This is a genomic window from Kribbella sp. NPDC004138 (assembly GCF_053603655.1).
The window spans coordinates 107,870-126,866 of sequence record NZ_JBSGFZ010000005.1; the positions used below are offsets into that span (position 1 = coordinate 107,870).

Genomic DNA, 18,997 nt, shown 5'->3' on the forward strand with positions numbered 1-18,997 from the left:
CTAGACTGGGTCGGCTGGTGGACGCAGGGGAAGGAAATCGGTGGCTGACGACGTCCGTAGACCGCGGGTTCTCGATGTGCTGGCGGCGGAGGAGCCGTGGGAAGTGCCGGGCGCGTGGCTGTCCCGGGTCCGGGCGCAGCTGAAGGCCTGGGCCGACGATCCCGAGGCGTTGCGGCCGTTGCGGCCGGAGGCGTTCCCGGACTTCGTGAAGGGCACACCGGCGGCGGTCTGGTTCACCCACCAGGCCGCGCCGCTGCTGACCGGGTGGATCCCGGTCCTGCACGGTGAGTACGCCGACCTGCCGACCGAGCTGACCCGCGAGTTCTACCGGCCGTCGTCGCGGCTCGGCGGCAACGGCCACGTCATCTACGTGGCGCCGACGGACTGGCACCTGCAGGCGATCGCCGGCGCCCGCGGGTTCCGCGAGAACGGCCGCCGGCACGCGCTCCAGCTGTCCCGCAACGTCGTCGGGATGTTCGTCGACGCTCCCCCGATGGCGGCCCGCGCCACCGCCCTGGCCGCCGCGTTCGACCGGGTGCTGGCCGACCGCGAGCTGACCGAACTGCACGTCAACGGCGAGTACGACGAGATCGCGAAGTACTGGCGCACCGACGCGCTCAAGGATTCCGAGCGCGCCGTGCTGCCGGAGCTCGCCGGCCCCAGCGCGGCGCTGCGCTACTCGATCAACTCGGTCCGCGACACGCACGCGCGGATGCTGATGGCCAGCCCGGACGAGTACGCCGGCGACTTCGCCCAGGTGCTGGCCGAGCTGATCCTGGCCACCGGCCTGCGCGGTATCCCGCAGTCGGTGGCGAACGTCCTCGGCGACGCCGCGCTCGACGTGCACAAGGCGCTCGAGGACATCCACGAGGCCTTCACGCTGCCGATCTGGCACGGCCACGTCAACCAGTGGATGTCCCGTGCGATCCGCGGCGGGCAGTCGGCGCTCGCCCGGTCCTGGGGCGCCGCCGCGGCCCGCGTCGGCGTGCACCTGTCCGGTGTGCTGGCCAAGGGCCCGTGGCCCGAGGCCGAGGTCCCGGATCTGACCACGCTGTTCCGGATGCTCGACCGCGAGCGCTGGAGCATCATCGAGAACGCGGCCGCGGCCGACCAGGAGGCGTCGCTGTCGGCCGCCTGGAAGACCGTCAAGGACGACGAGGAGCCGAAGGCGCGTCCCAGCAGCAGCAGCGGCGGCACCCTCGACGATCCGATGCCCGAGGTCGTCGACTTCAGCGACGACCCGCTGGCCGAGCTCGATTCCCTGATCGGCCTGGAGTCGGTGAAGGACGCGGTCCGCCGGATGGTCGCCGAGGTGAAGACCAATCTGCGCCGCACCGAGCTCGGCCTGCCGAGTCACGAGCGAGCCCGGCACATGGTGTTCGTCGGGAAGCCCGGTACGGCGAAGACCACGATCGCCCGGCTGCTGAGCCGGATCTACCACCAGCTCGGCGTCCTGGAGAAGGGTCACGTGGTCGAGGTCGACCGCTCCGACCTGGTCGGCGCCGCCGTCGGCTCGACCGCGCCGATGACCGCGGCCAAGTTCCGTGAGGCGCTCGGCGGCGTGCTGTTCATCGACGAGGCGTACAGCCTGACGCCGGAGAACACGCCCGGCGACTACGGCCTGGAAGCGGTCTCGACGATCCTGAAGATGATGGAGGACCACCGCAACGACTGCATCGTGATCGTCGCCGGATACCACCGCGAGATGCAGCGCTTCATGGAGTCGAACACCGGTCTGCAGTCCCGGTTCCCGAAGCTGCTGTCGTTCAGCGAGTACGACACCGACCAGTTGGTCGCGATCTTCGAGCTGCAGGCGCGGCAGAAGGGCATGATCTACGGCGAGGAGGTGCTGGACAAGGTCCGCACCGTCATCCCGCCGGCGCCGCGCGGCCACAGCTTCGGTAACGGCCGTTTCATCCGGAACGTGCTCGAGGAGGCCGTCTCCAACCAGGCGACGCGGCTGTCCGCGAGCGACCCGGACACGCTCACCGAGCGGGACCTGCGCGAGCTGATCCCGTCCGACGTCCGGCCGCCCACGTCGATGCGCGCCGAGGACTACCTGCTCCAAAAGCCCGGCACCTGACCTGTTGCGTCCGAAGAAGTGGCGGGACGTCTCGTCGCTTCTTCGGACGTAACGGGTCAGACGGGGGTTGCCAGGGCTACGGGGTTGCCGTCGGGGTCCGCCAGGTAGGCCTGGCGCTCGCCCCAGGGCATCGTGGCCGGCTCCTGCAGGACCGGGTGGCCGGCCGCGCGGAAGCGTTCCACCTCGGCCTCGACGTCGTCGACGTACACGAACAGCTCGAAGCGCGGCGCCGTGCCGACCGTGATGCCGAGCTGCGCCTCGGGCCAGTTCGCGTCGGACAGGCCGAGGGACGACTCGCCGCGCTCCAGGCCGACGTAGTGCGGGTCGCCCTCCAGCGGGAACTGGTACGTCGGCTCGTACCCGAGGAGCGTGTAAAACCCGACGGCCCGGCGTACGTCGCTGACGTAGAGCACCGGGAACGCCTTGCGGTGCACGCCTAGACCAGGTTGGCGATCAGGTCGCCGAGCTCGGTCCGCTTGCCGGTGAAGAACGGGACCTCCTCGCGCACGTGCCGGCGCGCCGTCGACGCCCGCAGGTCGCGCATCAGGTCGACGATCCGGTGCAGCTCGTCGGCCTCGAAGGCGAGCATCCACTCGTAGTCGCCGAGCGCGAACGACGCCACCGTGTTCGCCCGGACGTCGGGGTAGCCGCGGGCCATCTTGCCGTGCTCGGCGAGCATCGCGCGGCGCTCCTCGTCGGGCAGCAGGTACCACTCGTAGGACCGGACGAACGGGTACACGCAGATGTAGGGCCGCGGCTCCTCGTCGGCGAGGAAGGCCGGGATGTGGCTCTTGTTGAACTCGGCCGGCCGGTGCAGCGCGAACTGCGACCAGACCGGGACCAGGTGCCGCCCCAGCCGCGACCGGCGCAGCGCGTGGTACGCCTGCTGCAGCGCGTCCGACGTCGGCGCGTGCCACCAGATCATGAAGTCCGCGTCCGCCCGGAACCCCTCGACGTCGTAGATCCCGCGGATCACCACGTCGTCGGCCGCCAGCTTCCCGATCAGGTCGTTGAGCTCGGCGGTCAGTTCGTCGCGGTCCGCGTCGCCGAGCGGCGTCTCGACCTTGAACACCGACCACAGGGTGTACCGGATGACGTTGTTGAGCTCGCGGGCTTTCGGCTTACCAGTCACGGTTTCCACGATGTCATTGTCTCCAATGCGTCCAGGTGCTCCCGCACCCGGGTGGCCGCGTTGCCACCCGATGCCACACACGCGGCGATCCCGACACCCCGGTACGCCGCTCCGCACACCGCCAGCCCGGGGACGCCGGCCACCGCGGCTTCGACCCGATCGACTCGGTCGAGGTGCCCCACGGCGTACTGCGGGAGGCCGCCGCCCCAGCGCGTCACCAGCGAGCCGACGACCGGCGCGTCGAGCCCGATGGCCTGCTTCAGGTCGGACACCGCGAGCTGGACCAGCTCCTCGTCGGACCGCTGCAGCACGTATTCCTCGCCGAGGCGGCCGACCGAGGCACGCAGTACGGCCAGCTCTCCCCCGGCCTCCGCCGACCACGCCCACTTGGCGTGCGAGTAGGTCGAGGCCTTGATCGTCCGGTCCTCCACCGACGGGACGAGGAACCCGGAGCCGGTCGCGCCGGCGGGCCAGTCACGCTTGCGGACCGCGAGTGTGACGATCACCATACTCGCGTACTCGATCGCCGCCAGCTCGGCCGACGCCGCCGGCGCCAGCTCCGCCAGCATCCGGCCCGCCGGAGCAGCCGGTACGGCGACCACGACCGCGTCGGCGGTGAACAGCGTCGGCGCGGGCACCGGGCCCGCCTCCAGCTCGAACCCGTCGGCGGTCCGCGAGATCCGGCGGACGGCGAGCTTGGTCCGGATCTCCACGCCGCGGGCGGCCAGGTCCTGTTCGAGGGCGCCGATCAGCCGGTTGATGCCGCCGACGAGGCCCGCGAACACCGGCTGGCCGGCCCGCTTCTGACCCAGTGCGCGCAGCTCGGCCGTGGCTGCGAGCAGGCTCGGCGCGGTCCGCAGCTTCGCGTACAGGTCCGGGACGGCGGCGGCGAGCGAGATCTCCTCGGCCTTCCCGGCGTACACCCCGCCGAGCAGCGGGTCGATCAGCTTGTCGGTGACCGCGGAGCCCATGCGGTCGGCAACGAACCGGCCGATCGCCACATCCTCGGTCAGCGCGGGAGCCGGCAGTTCGGCCTCGTGCGCGACCTGCTCGGCGGCCGCGGCCCCGAGCACGTCGGCGGTCGCCGCCGGGTCCACCGGAACGCCCATCACGGTCGGCGGGATGGCCCGGATCCGGTCGCCGACCCATAGGCCGGCCGAGGTGGTCGCCGGGTGCACCACGTCGTCCCCGAGGCCGACGGCGCGGATCAGGTCGACCGCCTCCGGCCGCCGCGCCAGCACGGACTCGGCGCCGAGATCGACCGGCACGCCCTCGATCGCGTCCCCGGCCAGCTTCCCGCCGAGCCGCGGCGAGCCCTCCAGCACCGTGATGTGCGGCGGGTTCGGCCCGGTCGCCAGCGCGTGCGCGGCCGCGAGCCCGCTGATCCCGCCGCCGACGACCACGACCCGGTTCATACCAAGCTCATTTCGTACTTCTTCCCCGGTCCCAGATCGGTGCTGCTGCTCCCGACCGCCCGGAACCCGACACGCGTCAGCACCGTCTGCGAGGCAGGGTTGTGATTCGAGGCCCCGGCCCGGAGCGCGGTCAGTCCGTACGTCGGTGCGAGCTCGATCACCGCACGCACCGCGGCCGTCGCCAGCCCCTTGCCCGCCCACTTCTCCGCGATCCGGTAGCCCAGCTCGGCCGATCCGTGCTCCAGATCGATCAGGTTCACCCGCCCGACCACGGCGCCGGTGCCGTCGACCAGCACGTGGAAGCGGCAGATCCCGGCCTCCTGCTCGGCGAGCAGGGCCGCGTGCCGGGTCGCGAAGTCGGCGAAGTACTCGTCGCCGCGGTCCCAGATCCAGGCCGCGAAGTACGCCCGGTTCTCGCGCTCGAAGTCGAGGACTGCGTCCGCGTGGTCCGCGCGCAGCGGCTCCAGCGTGACGCCATGGTCAGGCAGGTACATGGGCCGACTGCACGTACTTGGTGATCCGGCGCAGCACCTCGGGGTCGGCGTCCGGCGGGACACCGTGGCCGAGGTTGAAGATGTGACCGGGCGCGGCCCGGCCCTCGGCCAGGATCCGGTCGATCTCGGGCTCGATCGCGTCCCAGCCGGCGAACAGCAGGGCCGGGTCGAGGTTGCCCTGGACCGGTTTCGGCGCGCCGCCGGCGGCCGTGATCCGGCGGACGGCCTCGTCGAGCGGGACCCGCCAGTCGACGCCGACGACGTCCGCGCCGACCTCGCTCATCAGGCCGAGCAGCTCGCCGGTGTTGACGCCGAAGTGCACCCGCGGGACGCCGTACCCCGCCATCGCGTCGAACACCTTCGCGGAGTGCGGCAGCACGAACCGCTCGTAGTCCCGCGGCGACAACCCGCCGGCCCAGGAGTCGAACAGCTGGATCGCCGACGCGCCCGCCTCGACCTGCACCGCCAGGTACGCGATCGCGACGTCGGCCAGCCGGTCCGCGAGCGCGTGCCACAGCGCCGGGTCGCCGTGCATCATCGCCTTGGTCTTCGCGAAGTCCTTGCTCGGCCCGCCCTCGACCAGGTACGACGCGACGGTGAACGGCGCGCCGGCGAACCCGATCAGCGGCGTACCGCCGAGCTCGGACACCAGCTGCTGCACGGACTCCGTGGTGAACGACACATCGGCCGGCGTGACCGGACGGACCCGGGCGACCCCGGCGGCGTCCCGGATCGGGTCGGCGACGACCGGACCGACGCCCGGCTTGATCTCGATGTCGAACCCGGCCGCCTTCAGCGGGAGCACGATGTCGGAGTAGTAGATCGCCGCGTCGACGCCGTAACGGCGGACCGGCTGCAGCGTTATCTCGACGACGAGGTCGGGCCGCAGACACGACTCCAGCATCGAGATTCCCTCCCGCACCGCACGGTACTCGGGCAATGCCCGGCCGGCCTGCCGCATGAACCACACCGGCGTGTGCGGCACCCGCTCACCCCGGGCAGCGAGCAGATAGGCGGAATCGTCCAGAGCGGAGGGTCGCGTCACACAGCGATGATCCCACGCGCTCCCGAACGCCCGGACAGCCCCCGACCACGCCGCGCCGCACGCGCGGCCACACACAGCTACCGGCGCGTCTTGACGCGCGGCGGTGAGTAATCGGTCGTAGGCTGCCGATATGGGTGCCCGCAAGCAGGTCGACGCGCCACCCGCGGAGTTCACCGAGGCAGTCTCGCAGTTACGAGGTGCCCGGTTCCGGCCCGAGGTTTTCGTCGAGGAGATGCCCGCACCGCAGCGGATCGCACCGCATGCGGCGGCGGTCAGCGCCGACGTGACGGTCGACGGTGACGATGTCGCCACCGGCCGTCTGGTCGTCCTCTACGACCCGGCCGGGAACGACGCCTGGCAGTCGACCTTCCGTTGTGTCGCGTACGTGCGTGCCGCCGTCGAACCGGAGATGGTGACCGACGCGCTGCTCGGCGGCGTGGGCTGGACGTGGCTGATGGAGGCCTTGGCGGACCGGGGTGCAGACTTCCTGGCGCCGAGCGGTACCGTCACCAGGGTGGTATCGGAAAGCTTCGGCGGCATGGCCGACGACGACGCGACGGCGGAGATCGAGATCCGCGCGTCCTGGAGCCCCGTGCCCGGCCCCGGCGGCCTCGTTGACGTGACCCGCCACGCCGAGGCGTGGGGCGAGGTGCTGTGTACGGCGGCCGGACTGCCGCCCGTTCCGCCGGGGGTAGTCGCGATGCCGACCCGGCGCGGACAGCGGGGCCGATGAGCCCAGCCACCCAACAGCCGTCCGTCCCCGACGACCCGACCGCGCATCTGCCCCTCCTGGAGCTGAGGGACGGGCTCTCCGACGTCATCGACACCGGCTCTGCCCTGACCGGCACGGTCGAGGCGTTCCGGTCCGGCAGCGGCCCGGTCGCGGTCGACGCCGAGCGCGCCTCCGGCTACCGCTACTCGCACCGGGCGTACCTGGTCCAGCTGCGCCGTGAGGGCTCCGGCTCCGCGCTCGTGGACCCGATCCCGTTCGGGGACCTGTCGGCGCTCGGCGACGCGATCGTCGACGCCGAGTGGATCATCCACGCCGCGAACCAGGACCTGGCCTGCCTGGCCGAGGTCGGCATGGTGCCGCGGCAGGTGTTCGACACCGAACTGGCCGGTCGCCTGCTCGGCTACCCGAAGGTCGGGCTCGCCTCGCTCGTCAGCGAGGTGCTCGGCTACCGGATGCGCAAGGAGCACTCCGCCGCCGACTGGTCGACGCGGCCGCTGCCGGCGCCCTGGCTGGTGTACGCCGCGCTGGACGTCGAGATGCTGATCGAGCTGCGGAACGCGATCGAGCAGGAGCTGCACCGCGAGGGCAAGTGGGAATGGGCGGCGCAGGAGTTCGCCGCGATCCTCGACGCGCCGCCGCGGGAGCCGAAGCCGGACCCGTGGCGCCGTACGTCGGGCATGCACCGGGTCCGGAACCGCCGCAGCCTGGCCGTCGTCCGGGCGCTGTGGGAGGCCCGGGACCAGATCGCCGAGTCCGCCGACATCTCCCCCGGCCGGGTGCTGCCGGACGCCGCGATTGTCGAGGCGGCGTCCGCGATGCCGACCGACCGCGACACGCTCCAGCGGCTGACCGCGTTCAAGGGCCGCGGCGCGCACCGCCACATGCGGACCTGGTGGGAGGCGATCGACCACGCCCGCCGGCTCCCCGACTCCGAGCTCCCCAAGCAGGGCCCGCGGTACGACGGCCCGCCGCCGGCCCGCGCCTGGGCCGACCGCGACCCCGACGCGGCCGCCCGGCTGTCGGCCGCCCGCGCCGCGGTCGCCGAGATCGCCGAGGCGCACCGCCTCCCGACCGAGAACCTGCTTGCGCCCGACACGATCCGCCGGCTCGCCTGGTCCCCGCCCAAGGAGGTGAACCTCGAGGTGGTCACGACCTTCCTCCGCGACCACCACGCCCGCGCCTGGCAGATCGCCCTCACCGCGGAGGTCCTCACCGACGCGATGGCGTCCGAAGCCACGGTCAAACCGCTGGACTGACCACGTCCTCCTCCTTCGTCAGATCCCGCCGGATCTCGGGGTGGAGGGTGAGGACGATCTGGAGTGCGCCGAGCAGGATCACCGTCGCGATGACGACAAAGATCTGGCGGTAGCTGAGCAGGCTCACCAGCAGGCTGCCGAGGGCCAGTGAGATCGCCTGCGGCGTCGCGACGAGTACCTCGACGGCGGTCGACACGCGCCCGATCAGGTGACCCGGCGAACGGCGCTGCATCAACGTCGTGAACGAGACGAACGTCCACGGCAGGCCGACACCGCAGATCGCGGCGCCGACGAGCACCACGACGATGCTGGGGGCGACCACACAGACGACGGTCGACGCGGCGAGCACGACCAGTCCGAGGGCGCAGGTGGCGACCTCGCCGAGACGGCGTACGGCGCGGCTCGCGGTCAGGCCGCCGACGATCGCGCCGACCCCCTGACAGGTCACGAAGACGCCGGAGAACGTCGGCGGCTTGCCGAAGGCGTCCATCAGCGCGTAGATCGACGACTCGAAGAAACCGATGACGAGGATCGAGATCGCCAGCCCGGCCAGCACGTGGCGGAGCACCCGGTCGCCGGCGAGGAAACGGACACCGCCGAGCAGGTCCTCACGGAAGGTGCTCTTCGACGGGGCCGTTGTCTCGGAGACCTTGATCGTCGCGATCAGCAGGCCGGCCAGCACGAAGGTGGCCGCGTCGACGATCGCGACGAGCCAGCCGCCCGCAGTGGCGAAGATCGCGGCCCCGGCCAGCGGGCCGAACAGCCGGTACCCCTCCTTGATGGTGGCCAGGCTGGAGTTCGCGTCGACGAGCAGTTCGTCCGGCAGCAGCTCTTTCAGCAGTCCGTTCAGCGCCGCGGGCAGCACAACGAACGAGACGCCGTACAGGAAGGCGACCAACCAGATCAGCCATACATCGCCGGAGTCCCGGACGAGTACGAGCGGGAGTACGGCGGCACCGCTGGCGACGTTGCCCCAGACCAGGATCGGCTTGCGCGGCAGCCGATCCACCCAGACGCCGAGCACCGGAGCAGCCAGCGCCGGCAGCACCATGAAGAAGAACGTCAGGCCGGCCAGTGCGTTCGAGCCGGTGAGGGTCTTCACCCACATACTCAGCACCAGCAGCATCACCGAGTCGCCGAGCATCGACGTACTCAGGCCACCGAACAGGCGCGGGAACCCGGGCTGCGCGAACAGCCTCCTCATGAGGTCTCCACCCCCGGAAAGTACGTCGGCACGCCCCAGGCGACGAACTCGCACAGCCGCGCGTTCGCCGGGCGTTGCGACGGGTCGGTCAACCGCTCGGCATGGCGGTCGAGCACCGCGTTGATCGCGCTGTTCATCTCCTCGAGCTCGTCCGCGGTCAGCCAGGCGACCATCTCGGTGTTGCCCCGCGCGGCACGCCACTCCTCGGTGTCCTCCGGGGCGCGCTGCTGCGACTCCCGCAGACGGTCGATCGCCCGCCCCATCATCACGTCGGACAGTGCTTGCGCCGCGCGGCGTTCCTCGAGCGACGGTGATGCATGCTCCTCGTCCCAGCGGAACCCGAGTCCTGGCACCTTCCAGGGGCGTTGCCGGCCCTTCCCGCCCTCGGCCTCCTCGACGAACCCGTGCTGCGCCAGCTTGCGGAGGTGCCACGAGCAGTTCGCCGGGGTCTCGTCCAGCCGGTCGGCCAGCTCGGTCGCGGTCAGTGGCCCGCTGAGCGACAGCAGCTCGATGATCGCCATCCGCACAGGGTGCGCCAGGGCGTTGAGTTCCCGCGGGTCGCTGAGTCGGCGGTGAGGATTCGGCATCCATCGAAAGTACTCTTTCGAAAGAGTTGTTGCAATGCCGTACAGAAAAGATCCCCGCCGCGCGCCTGCGGCGGGGATCTCCGGTGGTCAGGCTGGGAGCTGGGCCTCGATGGCGGTGACGATCTCGTCGGACTCCGGCTCGGTGCGGGGGCGGAAGCGGGCGGCGACGGTGCCCTCGGGGCTCAGCAGGAACTTCTCGAAGTTCCACTGGATGTCGCCGGCGTCGCCGTCGGCGTCGGGGCTCTGGGTGAGCTCGGCGTACAGCGGGTGCCGGTGGTCGCCGTTCACCTCGAGCTTGCCGAGCATCGGGAACGTCACGCCGTACGTCGTCGAGCAGAAGGTCTCGATCTCCTCGGCCGACCCGGGCTCCTGACCGCCGAACTGGTTGCACGGGGCGCCGAGCACGGTGAAGCCGCGGGACGCGTACTTCTCCTGCAGGTTCTCCAGGCCCTCGTACTGCGGCGTCAGACCGCACTTCGACGCCACGTTCACGACCAGAACGGCCTTGCCCTTGTACTCGCCGAGCGAGGTCGGCGCACCGGACAGAGTGGTCAGCGGAATGTCGTACAGGCTCATGCTCATCCTTGGGAGGTTGGGAGGTGACGGGCAAGGAAGTCTTCGGTACGGCGCCAGGCCAGCGCGGACGCCTCGGCGTGGTGGAACATCGGCAGGGGGTTGTCGAACGCGTGACCGGCACCGTCGTAGCGGTGGATCTCGGCGTCACCCAGCCCCGGCACCACCGCATCGACGTCCAAGTAAGCGTCGTTGTTGCCGAAGTGGTGCAGGCTCGCCGCCCGCACCTTCGGCGCGAGCTCGAGCAGCCCGGGCAGGGCAGAGCCGTAGTAGCTGACCAGGACGTCGGGCGACGACACTGCGGCCACGTTGAAGCCCAGTCCGCCGCCGAAGCAGAAGCCGACCACGCCGGTGCCCCGGCCGCGCGCCCGCAGCCGGTCCAGCACCGCGACAGCGTCCTTGACCGCCAGGTCCCAGTCGAGGCGGCCGACGATGCCCATCGCCCGTCGCAGCAGGTCCGGCGAGGACTCGTCCAGGTCGGTGTCGTCGAGGCGCCAGTAGATCTCGGGCGCGACCACGTAGTACCCGAGGGCGTGCAGATCCGCCGCACGGCGCCTGATGTAGCCGGAGACTCCGAAGATCTCCTGCAGCACAAGGATTCCAGGCGCCCCGGAATCAGCGGATCCCCACTCGTGGACTGGTATCTCCGACGTCACACAGTGAAGCGTACGACCTCAGGAGTAACCGGCTCCGTCGCGGGCTCGGGCGCTGGCTCGGGTACGGGCGCCGGCATCCACGCCGTCGTCTCCGCGATCGCGTCGACGAGCAGCTTGTAGAGCCGGTCGTCCGGATCCGTCACGCACGCCTGCGAGATGCCCTCGACCGCGCACGACACCGCGCGCGGCGCCGTCCGGCGGGCGAAGTCCGGGGTCGCACGGCGCGCGCGGGCGGTGAACGACCGCGCCCACTTGGTCGCCGACGGCACCGACTGCAGCACAGCGAGCGAATCCGGCTCGACGTCGTCGAGCGGCCTCCCGTCGAGCGCGGCCAGTTGCTTCTCCCCCACCAGAAGCGCGACGGCCAGGATGTACTGCCGTTCCTGCGAGACGACCGGCAGCGCGTGCTGGATGCAGCGCGCGGTCACCCGCGGTACGACGTGCGGGTCGTCCGGGGTCAGCCCGATCACCGACGGGATCAACGGAGCCAGGCGGGAGCGCCCGGCGTCCGTGGTGCAGTCGTTGACGTCGCGGGCGACGCCCGCGAGCAACGGATGCGTGCAGGACGGATGGTCCGACCACGGCTCACCGGCCAGGTAGGACGCGAACTCCATGAAGCAGGCACCCTTGCGTGGGTTCCGATGTTTCCCCCGGCTCAGGACCGGCACGGACAGATCAAAATTGTTCATGGAACAACTCCAGTAACGCGGACCTTGAACACAGCATGCGCTCATTCGCGCCGCTTTTCCACGGGTCACGCTTTTGTGAGCGGACCCACACGCGCGGCTACTTTGGCGGTTCTGTTACTCACGGGTAGCATCGGGGTAGCTTTCCCGACCCCAGAGGAGGGCCCTCGTGCCCCGTGAGATCCGCGATGTCGTGTACGTCGACGGCGTTCGCACCCCGTTCGGCAAGGCCAAGGGCCAGTACGCCGAGACCCGCGCCGACGACCTGGTGATCAAGTGCATCCGGGAGCTGCTGCGGCGCAACCCGGGCCTCCCCCCGGAGCGGGTGGACGAGGTCGCGATCGCGGCCACCACCCAGATCGGCGACCAGGGCCTGACCATCGGCCGGACCGCCGCGCTGCTGGCCGGTCTGCCGAACACCACGCCCGGCTACGCCATCGACCGGATGTGCGCCGGCGCGATGACCGCCGTCACCACCACCGCCGCCGGGATCGCGTTCGGCGCGTACGACGTGGTCGTGGCCGGCGGTGTCGAGCACATGGGCCGGCACCCGATGGGCGAGGGCGTCGACCCGAACCCGCGGATCATCGCCGAGAAGCTCGTCGACACTTCCGCGCTGGTGATGGGCTCCACTGCCGAGAACCTGCACGACCGGTACCCGGGCATCACCAAGGAGCGTGCCGACGCGTACGCCGTGGCGTCCCAGGAGAAGGCCGCCAAGGCCTACGCGAACGACCTGATCCAGCCGGACCTGGTGCCGGTCGCGACCCGGTCCGCCGAGCAGGGCTGGGGTTACGCCAGTACCGACGAGCCGATGCGCCCGGGTACCTCGCTCGAGGACCTGGCGGGCCTGAAGACGCCGTTCCGTCCGCACGGGCGGGTCACCGCCGGCAACTCGGCCGGTATCAACGACGGCGCGACTGCCTGTGTGCTGACGTCGGCGGAGACCGCCGAGGAGCTCGGCCTCACCCCGAAGATGAAGCTGGTCTCGTACGCCTTCGCCGGGGTCGAGCCCGAGGTGATGGGCGAAGGCCCGATCCCCGCCACCGAGAAGGCGCTGCGGCTGGCCGGCCTGACCATCGACGACATCCAGGCCTTCGAGGTGAACGAGGCGTTCGCCGTGCAGGTGCTGGCGTTCCTGGAGCACTACGACATCGCCGACGACGACCCGCGGGTGAACCCGTACGGCGGCGCGATCGCGTTCGGCCACCCGCTGGCGTCGTCCGGGGTCCGGCTGATGAACCAGCTGGCCAAGCAGTTCGAGCAGCGCCCCGAGGTCCGCTACGGCCTCACCACCATGTGCGTCGGCCTCGGCATGGGCGGCACGGTCATCTGGGAGAACCCGAACTGGGAAGGTGCCGCGGCATGAGTCTGCAGGAACTGATCGACAGCGCTTCTGCTTTGTCGACCGACGAGGTCGTCACGCTCGCGCATTCCCGGGACGTCGTACTGCCCGGCAAGGCCGGCACGATGGCGCTCATCACGCTCGACAACGGGCACGACCACACCAAGCCGAACACCTTCGGGCCCAAGGGCCTGGGATCGTTGAACGCGGCTCTGGACGCGGCGCTCGCCCGCGACGAGATCGTCGCGATCGGCGTCACCGGCAAGCCGTTCATCCTGGCCGCGGGCGCCGACCTGACCGGCGTACCGAAGCTCACCGACCGGGAGCAGGCGCTCGCGCTCGGCAAGATCGGGCACGGCGTGATGCGCAAGCTCGTGGACGGCGGCAAGCCGTCGTTCGCGTTCGTGAACGGCGTCGCGCTCGGCGGCGGGCTCGAGGTCGCGCTGCACGCCACCTACCGGACCGTCTCGACGGCCGCGGGCATGCTGTCGACGCCCGAGGTCTTCCTCGGGCTGATCCCGGGCTGGGGCGGCAACTTCCTGCTGCCGAACCTGATCGGCGCGGACAACGCGGTGAAGGTCGTCGTCGAGAACGCCCTCAACCAGAACAAGATGCTCAGCGGGCCGGAGGCGGTGAAGCTCGGCATCGGCGACGTGCTGCTGGAGTCGGCAGACTTCCTCGAGCAGTCGCTGCTGTGGGCTTCGAAGGTTCTCACCGGTGCTGTCACCGTCGAGCGGCCTTCGGTAGACCGCGGCGAGGCGTGGGACGCTGCCGTTGCCCGGGGCAAGGCCTTCGCCGACGTCAAGGTGAGTGGCGCGGCGCCCGCGCCGTACCGGGCGCTGGAGCTGATCGCGGCCGCTCGCGACAATGACCGGGACCGTGGGTTCGCGGCCGAGGACGAGGCGCTCGCCGACCTCATCATGAGCGAGGAACTGCGCAGCGGGCTGTACGCGTTCGACCTGGTGAACAAGCGGGCCAAGCGGCCGGCCGGTGCGCCGGACAAGTCGCTGGCGCGGCCCGTTTGCAAGGTCGGCGTCGTCGGTGCGGGTCTGATGGCGGGTCAGCTCGCGCTGCTGTTCGCGCGGCGGCTCGAAGTTCCCGTCGTACTCACCGATCTCGACCAGGAGCGGGTGGACCGCGGCGTCGGGTACGTGCACGGTGAGATCGACAAGCTGCTCGCGAAGGGCCGGGTGCGCCCGGACAAGGCGAACCAGCTGAAGGCGCTCGTCACCGGGTCGGTGGACAAGGGCGTGTTCGCGGACGCCGACTTCGTGATCGAGGCCGTGTTCGAGGAGTTGCAGCTGAAGAAGACGATCTTCGCCGACCTGGAGAAGATCGTCCGGCCGGACGCGATCCTGGCGACCAACACGTCGTCGTTGTCCGTGACCGAGATGGCTGCCGACCTGGAGCACCCGGAGCGGGTCGTCGGGTTCCACTTCTTCAACCCGGTCGCGGTGCTGCCGCTGCTGGAGATCGTCCGCGCGGACCGGACCGACGACGCGTCGCTGGCGACCGCGTTCGCCGTCGGCAAGCAGCTGAAGAAGTCCTGCGTGCTGGTGAAGGACGCGCCGGCCTTCGTGGTGAACCGGCTGCTGACCCGCTTCCTCGGCGAGGTCAGCGCGGCGGTCGACGAAGGCACGCCGATCCTGGAAGCCGATCGCGCCCTGTCTGCGCTCGGCCTTCCGATGCCGCCGTTCGTCCTGCTGCAGCTGGTCGGGCTGCCGGTCGCGCTGCATGTCGCCGAGACCATGAACCGGGCGTACCCGGAGCGGTTCGCGGTGTCGGAGAACCTGGCCAAGGTCGTTGCCGCCGGCAAGAGCTCGTTCTACGTGTGGCCGGAGGGCAAGCCGGTCGTGGACCCAGAGGTCGAGGCGCTGGTGACGGTCGGCGACGCCCCGTCCACGGCCGACGAACTGCGCACCCGGGTGCTGACCGCGCTCGCCGAGGAGATCAAGATCATGCTCGACGAGGGCGTGGTCGCGGAAGCCCAGGACATCGACCTGTGCCTGCTCCTCGGCGCCGGCTGGCCCTTCCACCTCGGCGGCATCACGCCGTACCTCGACCGCACCGGCATCGCCGAGAAGGTCAACGGCACCCGCTTCCTCCCCCGAGGCGCAGCCAGCCTCGCCTGACAGACCTGCTGGGGGGCGGTACGGAGCCGGAAGCCCGCTCCGTCCCCCAGCAGCACTACAGCGGGGATCTGGGTGGCTGGCTCAGGCGCCTGCAAGCCCTCCGAGCAGCTAGCGGAACTGGGCCTCGCATGTTAATTCACGCCAAGCCGCCGACGGCGTCGCAGTCCGAGAATGCCAAGCCCTAAGGGCTGTTGCGTACACATCCGGGCGGCGCCACATCACCAACGGACACCTGAACGCTCCCCGCCGCCTCCCGAAGCCACACCCACGGCTTTCGGCGCCCGATAGCGCGGCGCCCGCCGACACAACCCCGTACGCCGGGCACGCCAGGAACGCCGGCACCGCTCGAACGGCAGGAACGGCGGGCACGCCGGCTACACCGGGCACCGCAGGCACGCCCGGCACCGCAGGCACGGCGGGAACGCCGCGAAACGCACGGCAGCACGGCACGCACGTCGGGCACCTCGGGCACGTCAGACCCGGCAGGTACGGCGGGCGCCACCCCGGCACGACAGCAACGCCCGACACCGGTACCTCGGGTGTGGCGGGTGCGGCGGGAACGCCGGAAGGCAGGCACGTCGGGCACCTCGGGCAAGTCAGACCCGGCAGGTACGGAGGGCGCCCCCGGCACGGCAGGTACCCCGGCACGGACACCCCGGATACGGCAAGCACCTCGGATACGGCAAGCACCTCGGATACGGCAGGCACCTCGGATACGGCAAGCACCTCGGATACGGCAGGCACCTCGGATACGGCAGGCACCTCGGATACGGCAGGCACCTCAGGTACGGCAGGCACCTCAGGTACGGCAGGCACCTCAGGTACGGCAGGCACCTCAGGTACGGCAGGCACCTCAGGTACGGCAGGCACCTCAGGTACGGCAGGCACCTCAGGAACCCCGGCACGGGCACCTCCGGTACAGCAGGCACCTCGGGTACGACGGGGCACGGTGGGCGCCCCCTGCATGGCAGCAACGCCCGGCACGGGCACCTCGGGTAAGGCGGCCACCGCAGGGCACCGCAGGCACGCCCGGCACCGCAGGCACGGCGGGAACGCCGCGCACCGCACGACAGGCACAGCACGCACGTCGGGCACCTCGGGTACGGCAGGGCACGGCGGACGCCCCGGCACGGCAGGAACGCCCGACACGGGCACCTTGGGTACGGCAGGCACCTCGAGTACGGCGGACACCCCCGGGCACGGCAGGCACCCCGGGCACCTCGGGTACGGCGGGCGCCCCCGGCACCGCAGGACCGCGGGGCACCGGCACCTCCGGTACGGCAGGCACCTCGGGTACGGCGGGTACGGCGGACGTCCCCGGCACCGCAGGACCGCGCGGCACCGGCACCTCCGGTACGGCGGGCAACTCGGGTGCGGCGGGTACCTCGGGTATGGCGGCGTCCGTCTGGCTGGGCCAGAGGACGGGCTACGTGGTGCCGGGGGGGGTTGGAAGGATTCGGCTCTCTCCGGACCCCGCCGCAGCACAACTGCCTCCTGCCTGCATGCCTGCGGGTAGGAGGTTGTTGTGTTGTCCGGGCTCAGCCGGTGGCTGCGAAGTCGGCCGCTTGCTGGAGGGCAGCCTCGTCGGCCCGCCATCGCGAGCGACCGTCGATGATCTCCTCGCGGTCGGGTGGCTCGGCCTCCGGTGGCGCTGCACGTCCGGGTGGCTGGCCGTGTGGCGGTGCGGCGCGTCGGGCTCTGGTGAGGGTGGGTCCGGGTTCAGCCCAGCTGGGGCGGGCGACGTGGACGATGCCGTCGAGGATGGTGATGTGCCAGCGGCCCCTGTGCAGGTCGACGTGGTGGCGACGGCACAGCAGAGCCAGGTTGTCGACCTTGGTGTCGCCGCCGTCGATCCAGGAGACCAGGTGATGCGCGTCGCACATAATCGGCGGCGCCCCGCAGACCACGCAGCCGCGGTCGCGGGCGTCCAGGGCGCGGCGCATCGCCCCGGTGACGAGCCGCACGCGGCGCCCGACGTCGAGCGGTTCGGAGTTCGAGCCGAGCACCAGCGGGATGATGTTCGCGTCGCACGCCAGCCGCCGGATCGTGGCCGCTGACAGCCCGCCGCTGTAGACGGTGCGCCCGATCGCGTCCGCGGTCGCGGACCTGAGGTCTTCGAGGTCGATCGTGACGGTGATGTTCGCCTTCGCGCCGTGCCCAGCCGGCCGACCACTCGTGCCCGCGGCGCCGGCTGTGCCCGCGCTACTCGCGGCGGGTCCGGCGGGTCCGGCGGTGTCCCATGCGGCGGCGGCGATGCTCAGGGCGGTGGACAGGGCGTCGGCCTGGCGCTTGTCGCGGGGGCGGGGGTCGTGTTCGCCGTCGACGGTCTTGTGTGGGCGGGCGCCAGCGTGCACGACGGCGCGCAGGAGTTCGGCGTTCTCGTTGGCCAAGAAGCCCTTGAACTTCACCCCGTTGTCCGCAGCCGAGAGTGTCAGGGACTCCTGTTCGTACGCCTTCAGTTCTTCTGGTTCGGGGCCGTCGGAGTCGAGCAGGTCGGCGATCTCCTTGGCGGCGGTGCGCAGTTCGCCGGGTGACAGGTGACCGGCCAGCCCGACCAGCTGCTCCGCGGCGGCGTCCAGGTGCTCCACCGGGACCCTTGACCGGACCCGGTCGAGACCGAACACGATCGCGGCCGCCTGCGCCGGACGCAGCAGCCAGCCACCACCAGCACCGTTCCCGGATACACCGTCCCCAGATCCGCTGTCGGGTACGCCGTCGTCGGACCCGCTGTCGCCCGATCCGCTGTCGCCGGATCGGTTGTCGGTGGTTGCGGAGGAGGCGGTGCGTTCGAGTGCGGTGGATACGGCCGGGTAGTGCGGGGCGGTCTGGGCGAGGCGGAGAGTGCGGCGGGCGGCCGGTGGGTCCAGGCGGTACCGGAAGCGCAGGAGTTCGGCGGTGTCGCGGGCGCCGAGCTCAGCGGCGTACCCGGTGGACTCGATCGCGGCGACCACGCTCAACCGGTAGGCCTCCAGGCGGGCGAGCTCGGCTTCCAGCGTGTCGAGGGTGGACAGCAGTTCGCTGCCACTCATCGACCACGTCGGTCGCTCGCCTAGAAGTTCCATGGCATCGACTCTAGACGGTGTCGCCGACAGTTTCCGAGCCGGAATCCCCTTATTTTGTGGGCAATTCGTGGGCCCACACCAGCAAACACCACGCGCCACTCGACGGCACCGATGTGGCGTTCGGACATGGGTGGGGCCTCCGCGGTCGCCGTCTCGTCATGATCCAAGCGACGCGCGGTGGGCGATTCTGGAATCGTTGCTGGCGATCGGTGGGGCCACGTGGCGCGGCTGGCAAGGCCCGTGCGGGGACTGGTCGACGGCGTGCGGTTCTGGGTCCGGGTCGGCTGCCGATGGGTACGGCCCGTGGTGGCGGGTCTATGCGTTGTTCGCGGGCTGGCAGTTGCTCGGCGTGTGGGACGAAATCGAGCAGGCATTGATCGCCCCGGCTGACGCCGGCGGCAAGGTCGGCTGGCGGGTCTTGGTGGACTCCAGTACCGCCCGGGGCCCATGTGCATGCTGCAGGTGCGCGCCGCGACAGCACCCACCGCGTGCCCGACGACGACGCGCTGGGGCGATCGCGCGGAGGCTGGTCAACCAAGATCCATTTGGTCTGCGAACGCGACCGGCAGGTGCTGGCGTTCGTGCTCACGGCGG

Annotated in this window: 16 protein-coding genes; 5 read left to right on the forward strand and 11 right to left on the reverse strand. The window is 71.0% G+C overall.

All coding sequences use genetic code 11. From position 1 onward, the window contains the following. Window positions 1-40: 40 nt before the first annotated feature. Window positions 41-2,083 (forward strand): AAA family ATPase, encoded by a 2,043-nt coding sequence (locus ACWEOO_RS08440; RefSeq protein ID WP_452142426.1) that lies wholly within the window; start codon window positions 41-43, stop codon window positions 2,081-2,083. A 56-nt stretch (window positions 2,084-2,139) separates the two neighbouring features. On the opposite strand, the gene ACWEOO_RS08445 is transcribed toward ACWEOO_RS08440, so the two are convergent. Genes ACWEOO_RS08445 through hemE form a run of 5 tightly spaced genes read right to left on the reverse strand, consistent with a single transcriptional unit; the run spans window position 2,140 to window position 6,169 of the window. Continuing rightward, a complete protein-coding gene (locus ACWEOO_RS08445; protein ID WP_355690540.1) occupies window positions 2,140-2,517 on the reverse strand; it encodes a VOC family protein in 378 nt (125 codons plus the stop codon). A gap of 2 nt (window positions 2,518-2,519) precedes the next feature. After that, window positions 2,520-3,227 (reverse strand): hydrogen peroxide-dependent heme synthase, encoded by a 708-nt coding sequence (gene hemQ, locus ACWEOO_RS08450; RefSeq protein WP_452142592.1) that lies wholly within the window; start codon window positions 3,225-3,227, stop codon window positions 2,520-2,522. Beyond that, window positions 3,212-4,630, reverse strand: a complete 1,419-nt coding sequence (gene hemG / locus ACWEOO_RS08455) for a protoporphyrinogen oxidase (RefSeq protein WP_452142427.1) — start codon at window positions 4,628-4,630, stop codon at window positions 3,212-3,214. Before hemG ends, hemQ begins: the two co-directional genes overlap by 16 nt. Further along, the gene (locus ACWEOO_RS08460; protein WP_452142428.1) at window positions 4,627-5,124 is read right to left on the reverse strand and encodes a GNAT family N-acetyltransferase; all 498 of its coding nucleotides are present in this window, start codon (window positions 5,122-5,124) and stop codon (window positions 4,627-4,629) included. The genes hemG and ACWEOO_RS08460 overlap by 4 nt, the downstream gene beginning before the upstream one ends. Then, a complete protein-coding gene (hemE, locus tag ACWEOO_RS08465; protein WP_452142429.1) occupies window positions 5,111-6,169 on the reverse strand; it encodes a uroporphyrinogen decarboxylase in 1,059 nt (352 codons plus the stop codon). Before hemE ends, ACWEOO_RS08460 begins: the two co-directional genes overlap by 14 nt. Window positions 6,170-6,299: 130 nt before the next feature. Here hemE and ACWEOO_RS08470 point away from each other — a divergent pair, with 130 nt between their 5' ends. Both ACWEOO_RS08470 and ACWEOO_RS08475 read left to right on the forward strand, forming a co-directional pair. Beyond that, window positions 6,300-6,902, forward strand: a complete 603-nt coding sequence (locus ACWEOO_RS08470) for a DUF3000 domain-containing protein (RefSeq protein WP_359929441.1) — start codon at window positions 6,300-6,302, stop codon at window positions 6,900-6,902. Beyond that, window positions 6,899-8,158 carry an HRDC domain-containing protein gene (locus ACWEOO_RS08475; protein ID WP_452142430.1) on the forward strand — a complete coding sequence of 420 codons (1,260 nt, stop codon included), beginning with the start codon at window positions 6,899-6,901 and terminating at the stop codon, window positions 8,156-8,158. The genes ACWEOO_RS08470 and ACWEOO_RS08475 overlap by 4 nt, the downstream gene beginning before the upstream one ends. On the opposite strand, the gene ACWEOO_RS08480 is transcribed toward ACWEOO_RS08475, so the two are convergent. The 5 genes from ACWEOO_RS08480 to ACWEOO_RS08500 form a co-directional block, all read right to left on the reverse strand. Then, on the reverse strand, window positions 8,142-9,362 hold the full coding sequence (locus ACWEOO_RS08480) for an MFS transporter (protein ID WP_452142431.1): 1,221 nt from the start codon (window positions 9,360-9,362) through the stop codon (window positions 8,142-8,144). The two genes, ACWEOO_RS08475 and ACWEOO_RS08480, sit on opposite strands and share 17 nt — an antisense overlap. Continuing rightward, window positions 9,359-9,949: a winged helix-turn-helix domain-containing protein gene (locus ACWEOO_RS08485; protein WP_452142432.1), complete on the reverse strand. Its 591-nt coding sequence runs from the start codon at window positions 9,947-9,949 to the stop codon at window positions 9,359-9,361. Before ACWEOO_RS08485 ends, ACWEOO_RS08480 begins: the two co-directional genes overlap by 4 nt. Window positions 9,950-10,036: 87 nt before the next feature. Next, on the reverse strand, window positions 10,037-10,525 hold the full coding sequence (locus ACWEOO_RS08490; protein ID WP_452142593.1) for a glutathione peroxidase: 489 nt from the start codon (window positions 10,523-10,525) through the stop codon (window positions 10,037-10,039). 2 nt (window positions 10,526-10,527) lie between these two features. Next, entirely contained in the window at window positions 10,528-11,178 is a 651-nt protein-coding gene (locus tag ACWEOO_RS08495; protein ID WP_452142433.1) for a dienelactone hydrolase family protein, read from the reverse strand. Beyond that, window positions 11,175-11,792: a hypothetical protein gene (locus ACWEOO_RS08500; protein ID WP_359929449.1), complete on the reverse strand. Its 618-nt coding sequence runs from the start codon at window positions 11,790-11,792 to the stop codon at window positions 11,175-11,177. The genes ACWEOO_RS08495 and ACWEOO_RS08500 overlap by 4 nt, the downstream gene beginning before the upstream one ends. Before the next feature lie 241 nt (window positions 11,793-12,033). Between ACWEOO_RS08500 and ACWEOO_RS08505 the strand changes: the two genes are divergently transcribed. Both ACWEOO_RS08505 and ACWEOO_RS08510 read left to right on the forward strand, forming a co-directional pair. Then, a complete protein-coding gene (locus ACWEOO_RS08505; protein WP_452142434.1) occupies window positions 12,034-13,233 on the forward strand; it encodes a thiolase family protein in 1,200 nt (399 codons plus the stop codon). Next, the gene (locus tag ACWEOO_RS08510; RefSeq protein ID WP_452142435.1) at window positions 13,230-15,341 is read left to right on the forward strand and encodes a 3-hydroxyacyl-CoA dehydrogenase NAD-binding domain-containing protein; all 2,112 of its coding nucleotides are present in this window, start codon (window positions 13,230-13,232) and stop codon (window positions 15,339-15,341) included. The genes ACWEOO_RS08505 and ACWEOO_RS08510 overlap by 4 nt, the downstream gene beginning before the upstream one ends. Window positions 15,342-16,879: 1,538 nt before the next feature. Here the strand turns inward: ACWEOO_RS08510 and ACWEOO_RS08515 are convergent. Further along, window positions 16,880-18,403 carry a DUF222 domain-containing protein gene (locus ACWEOO_RS08515; RefSeq protein WP_452142436.1) on the reverse strand — a complete coding sequence of 508 codons (1,524 nt, stop codon included), beginning with the start codon at window positions 18,401-18,403 and terminating at the stop codon, window positions 16,880-16,882. Between the last annotated feature and the right edge of the window lie 594 nt (window positions 18,404-18,997).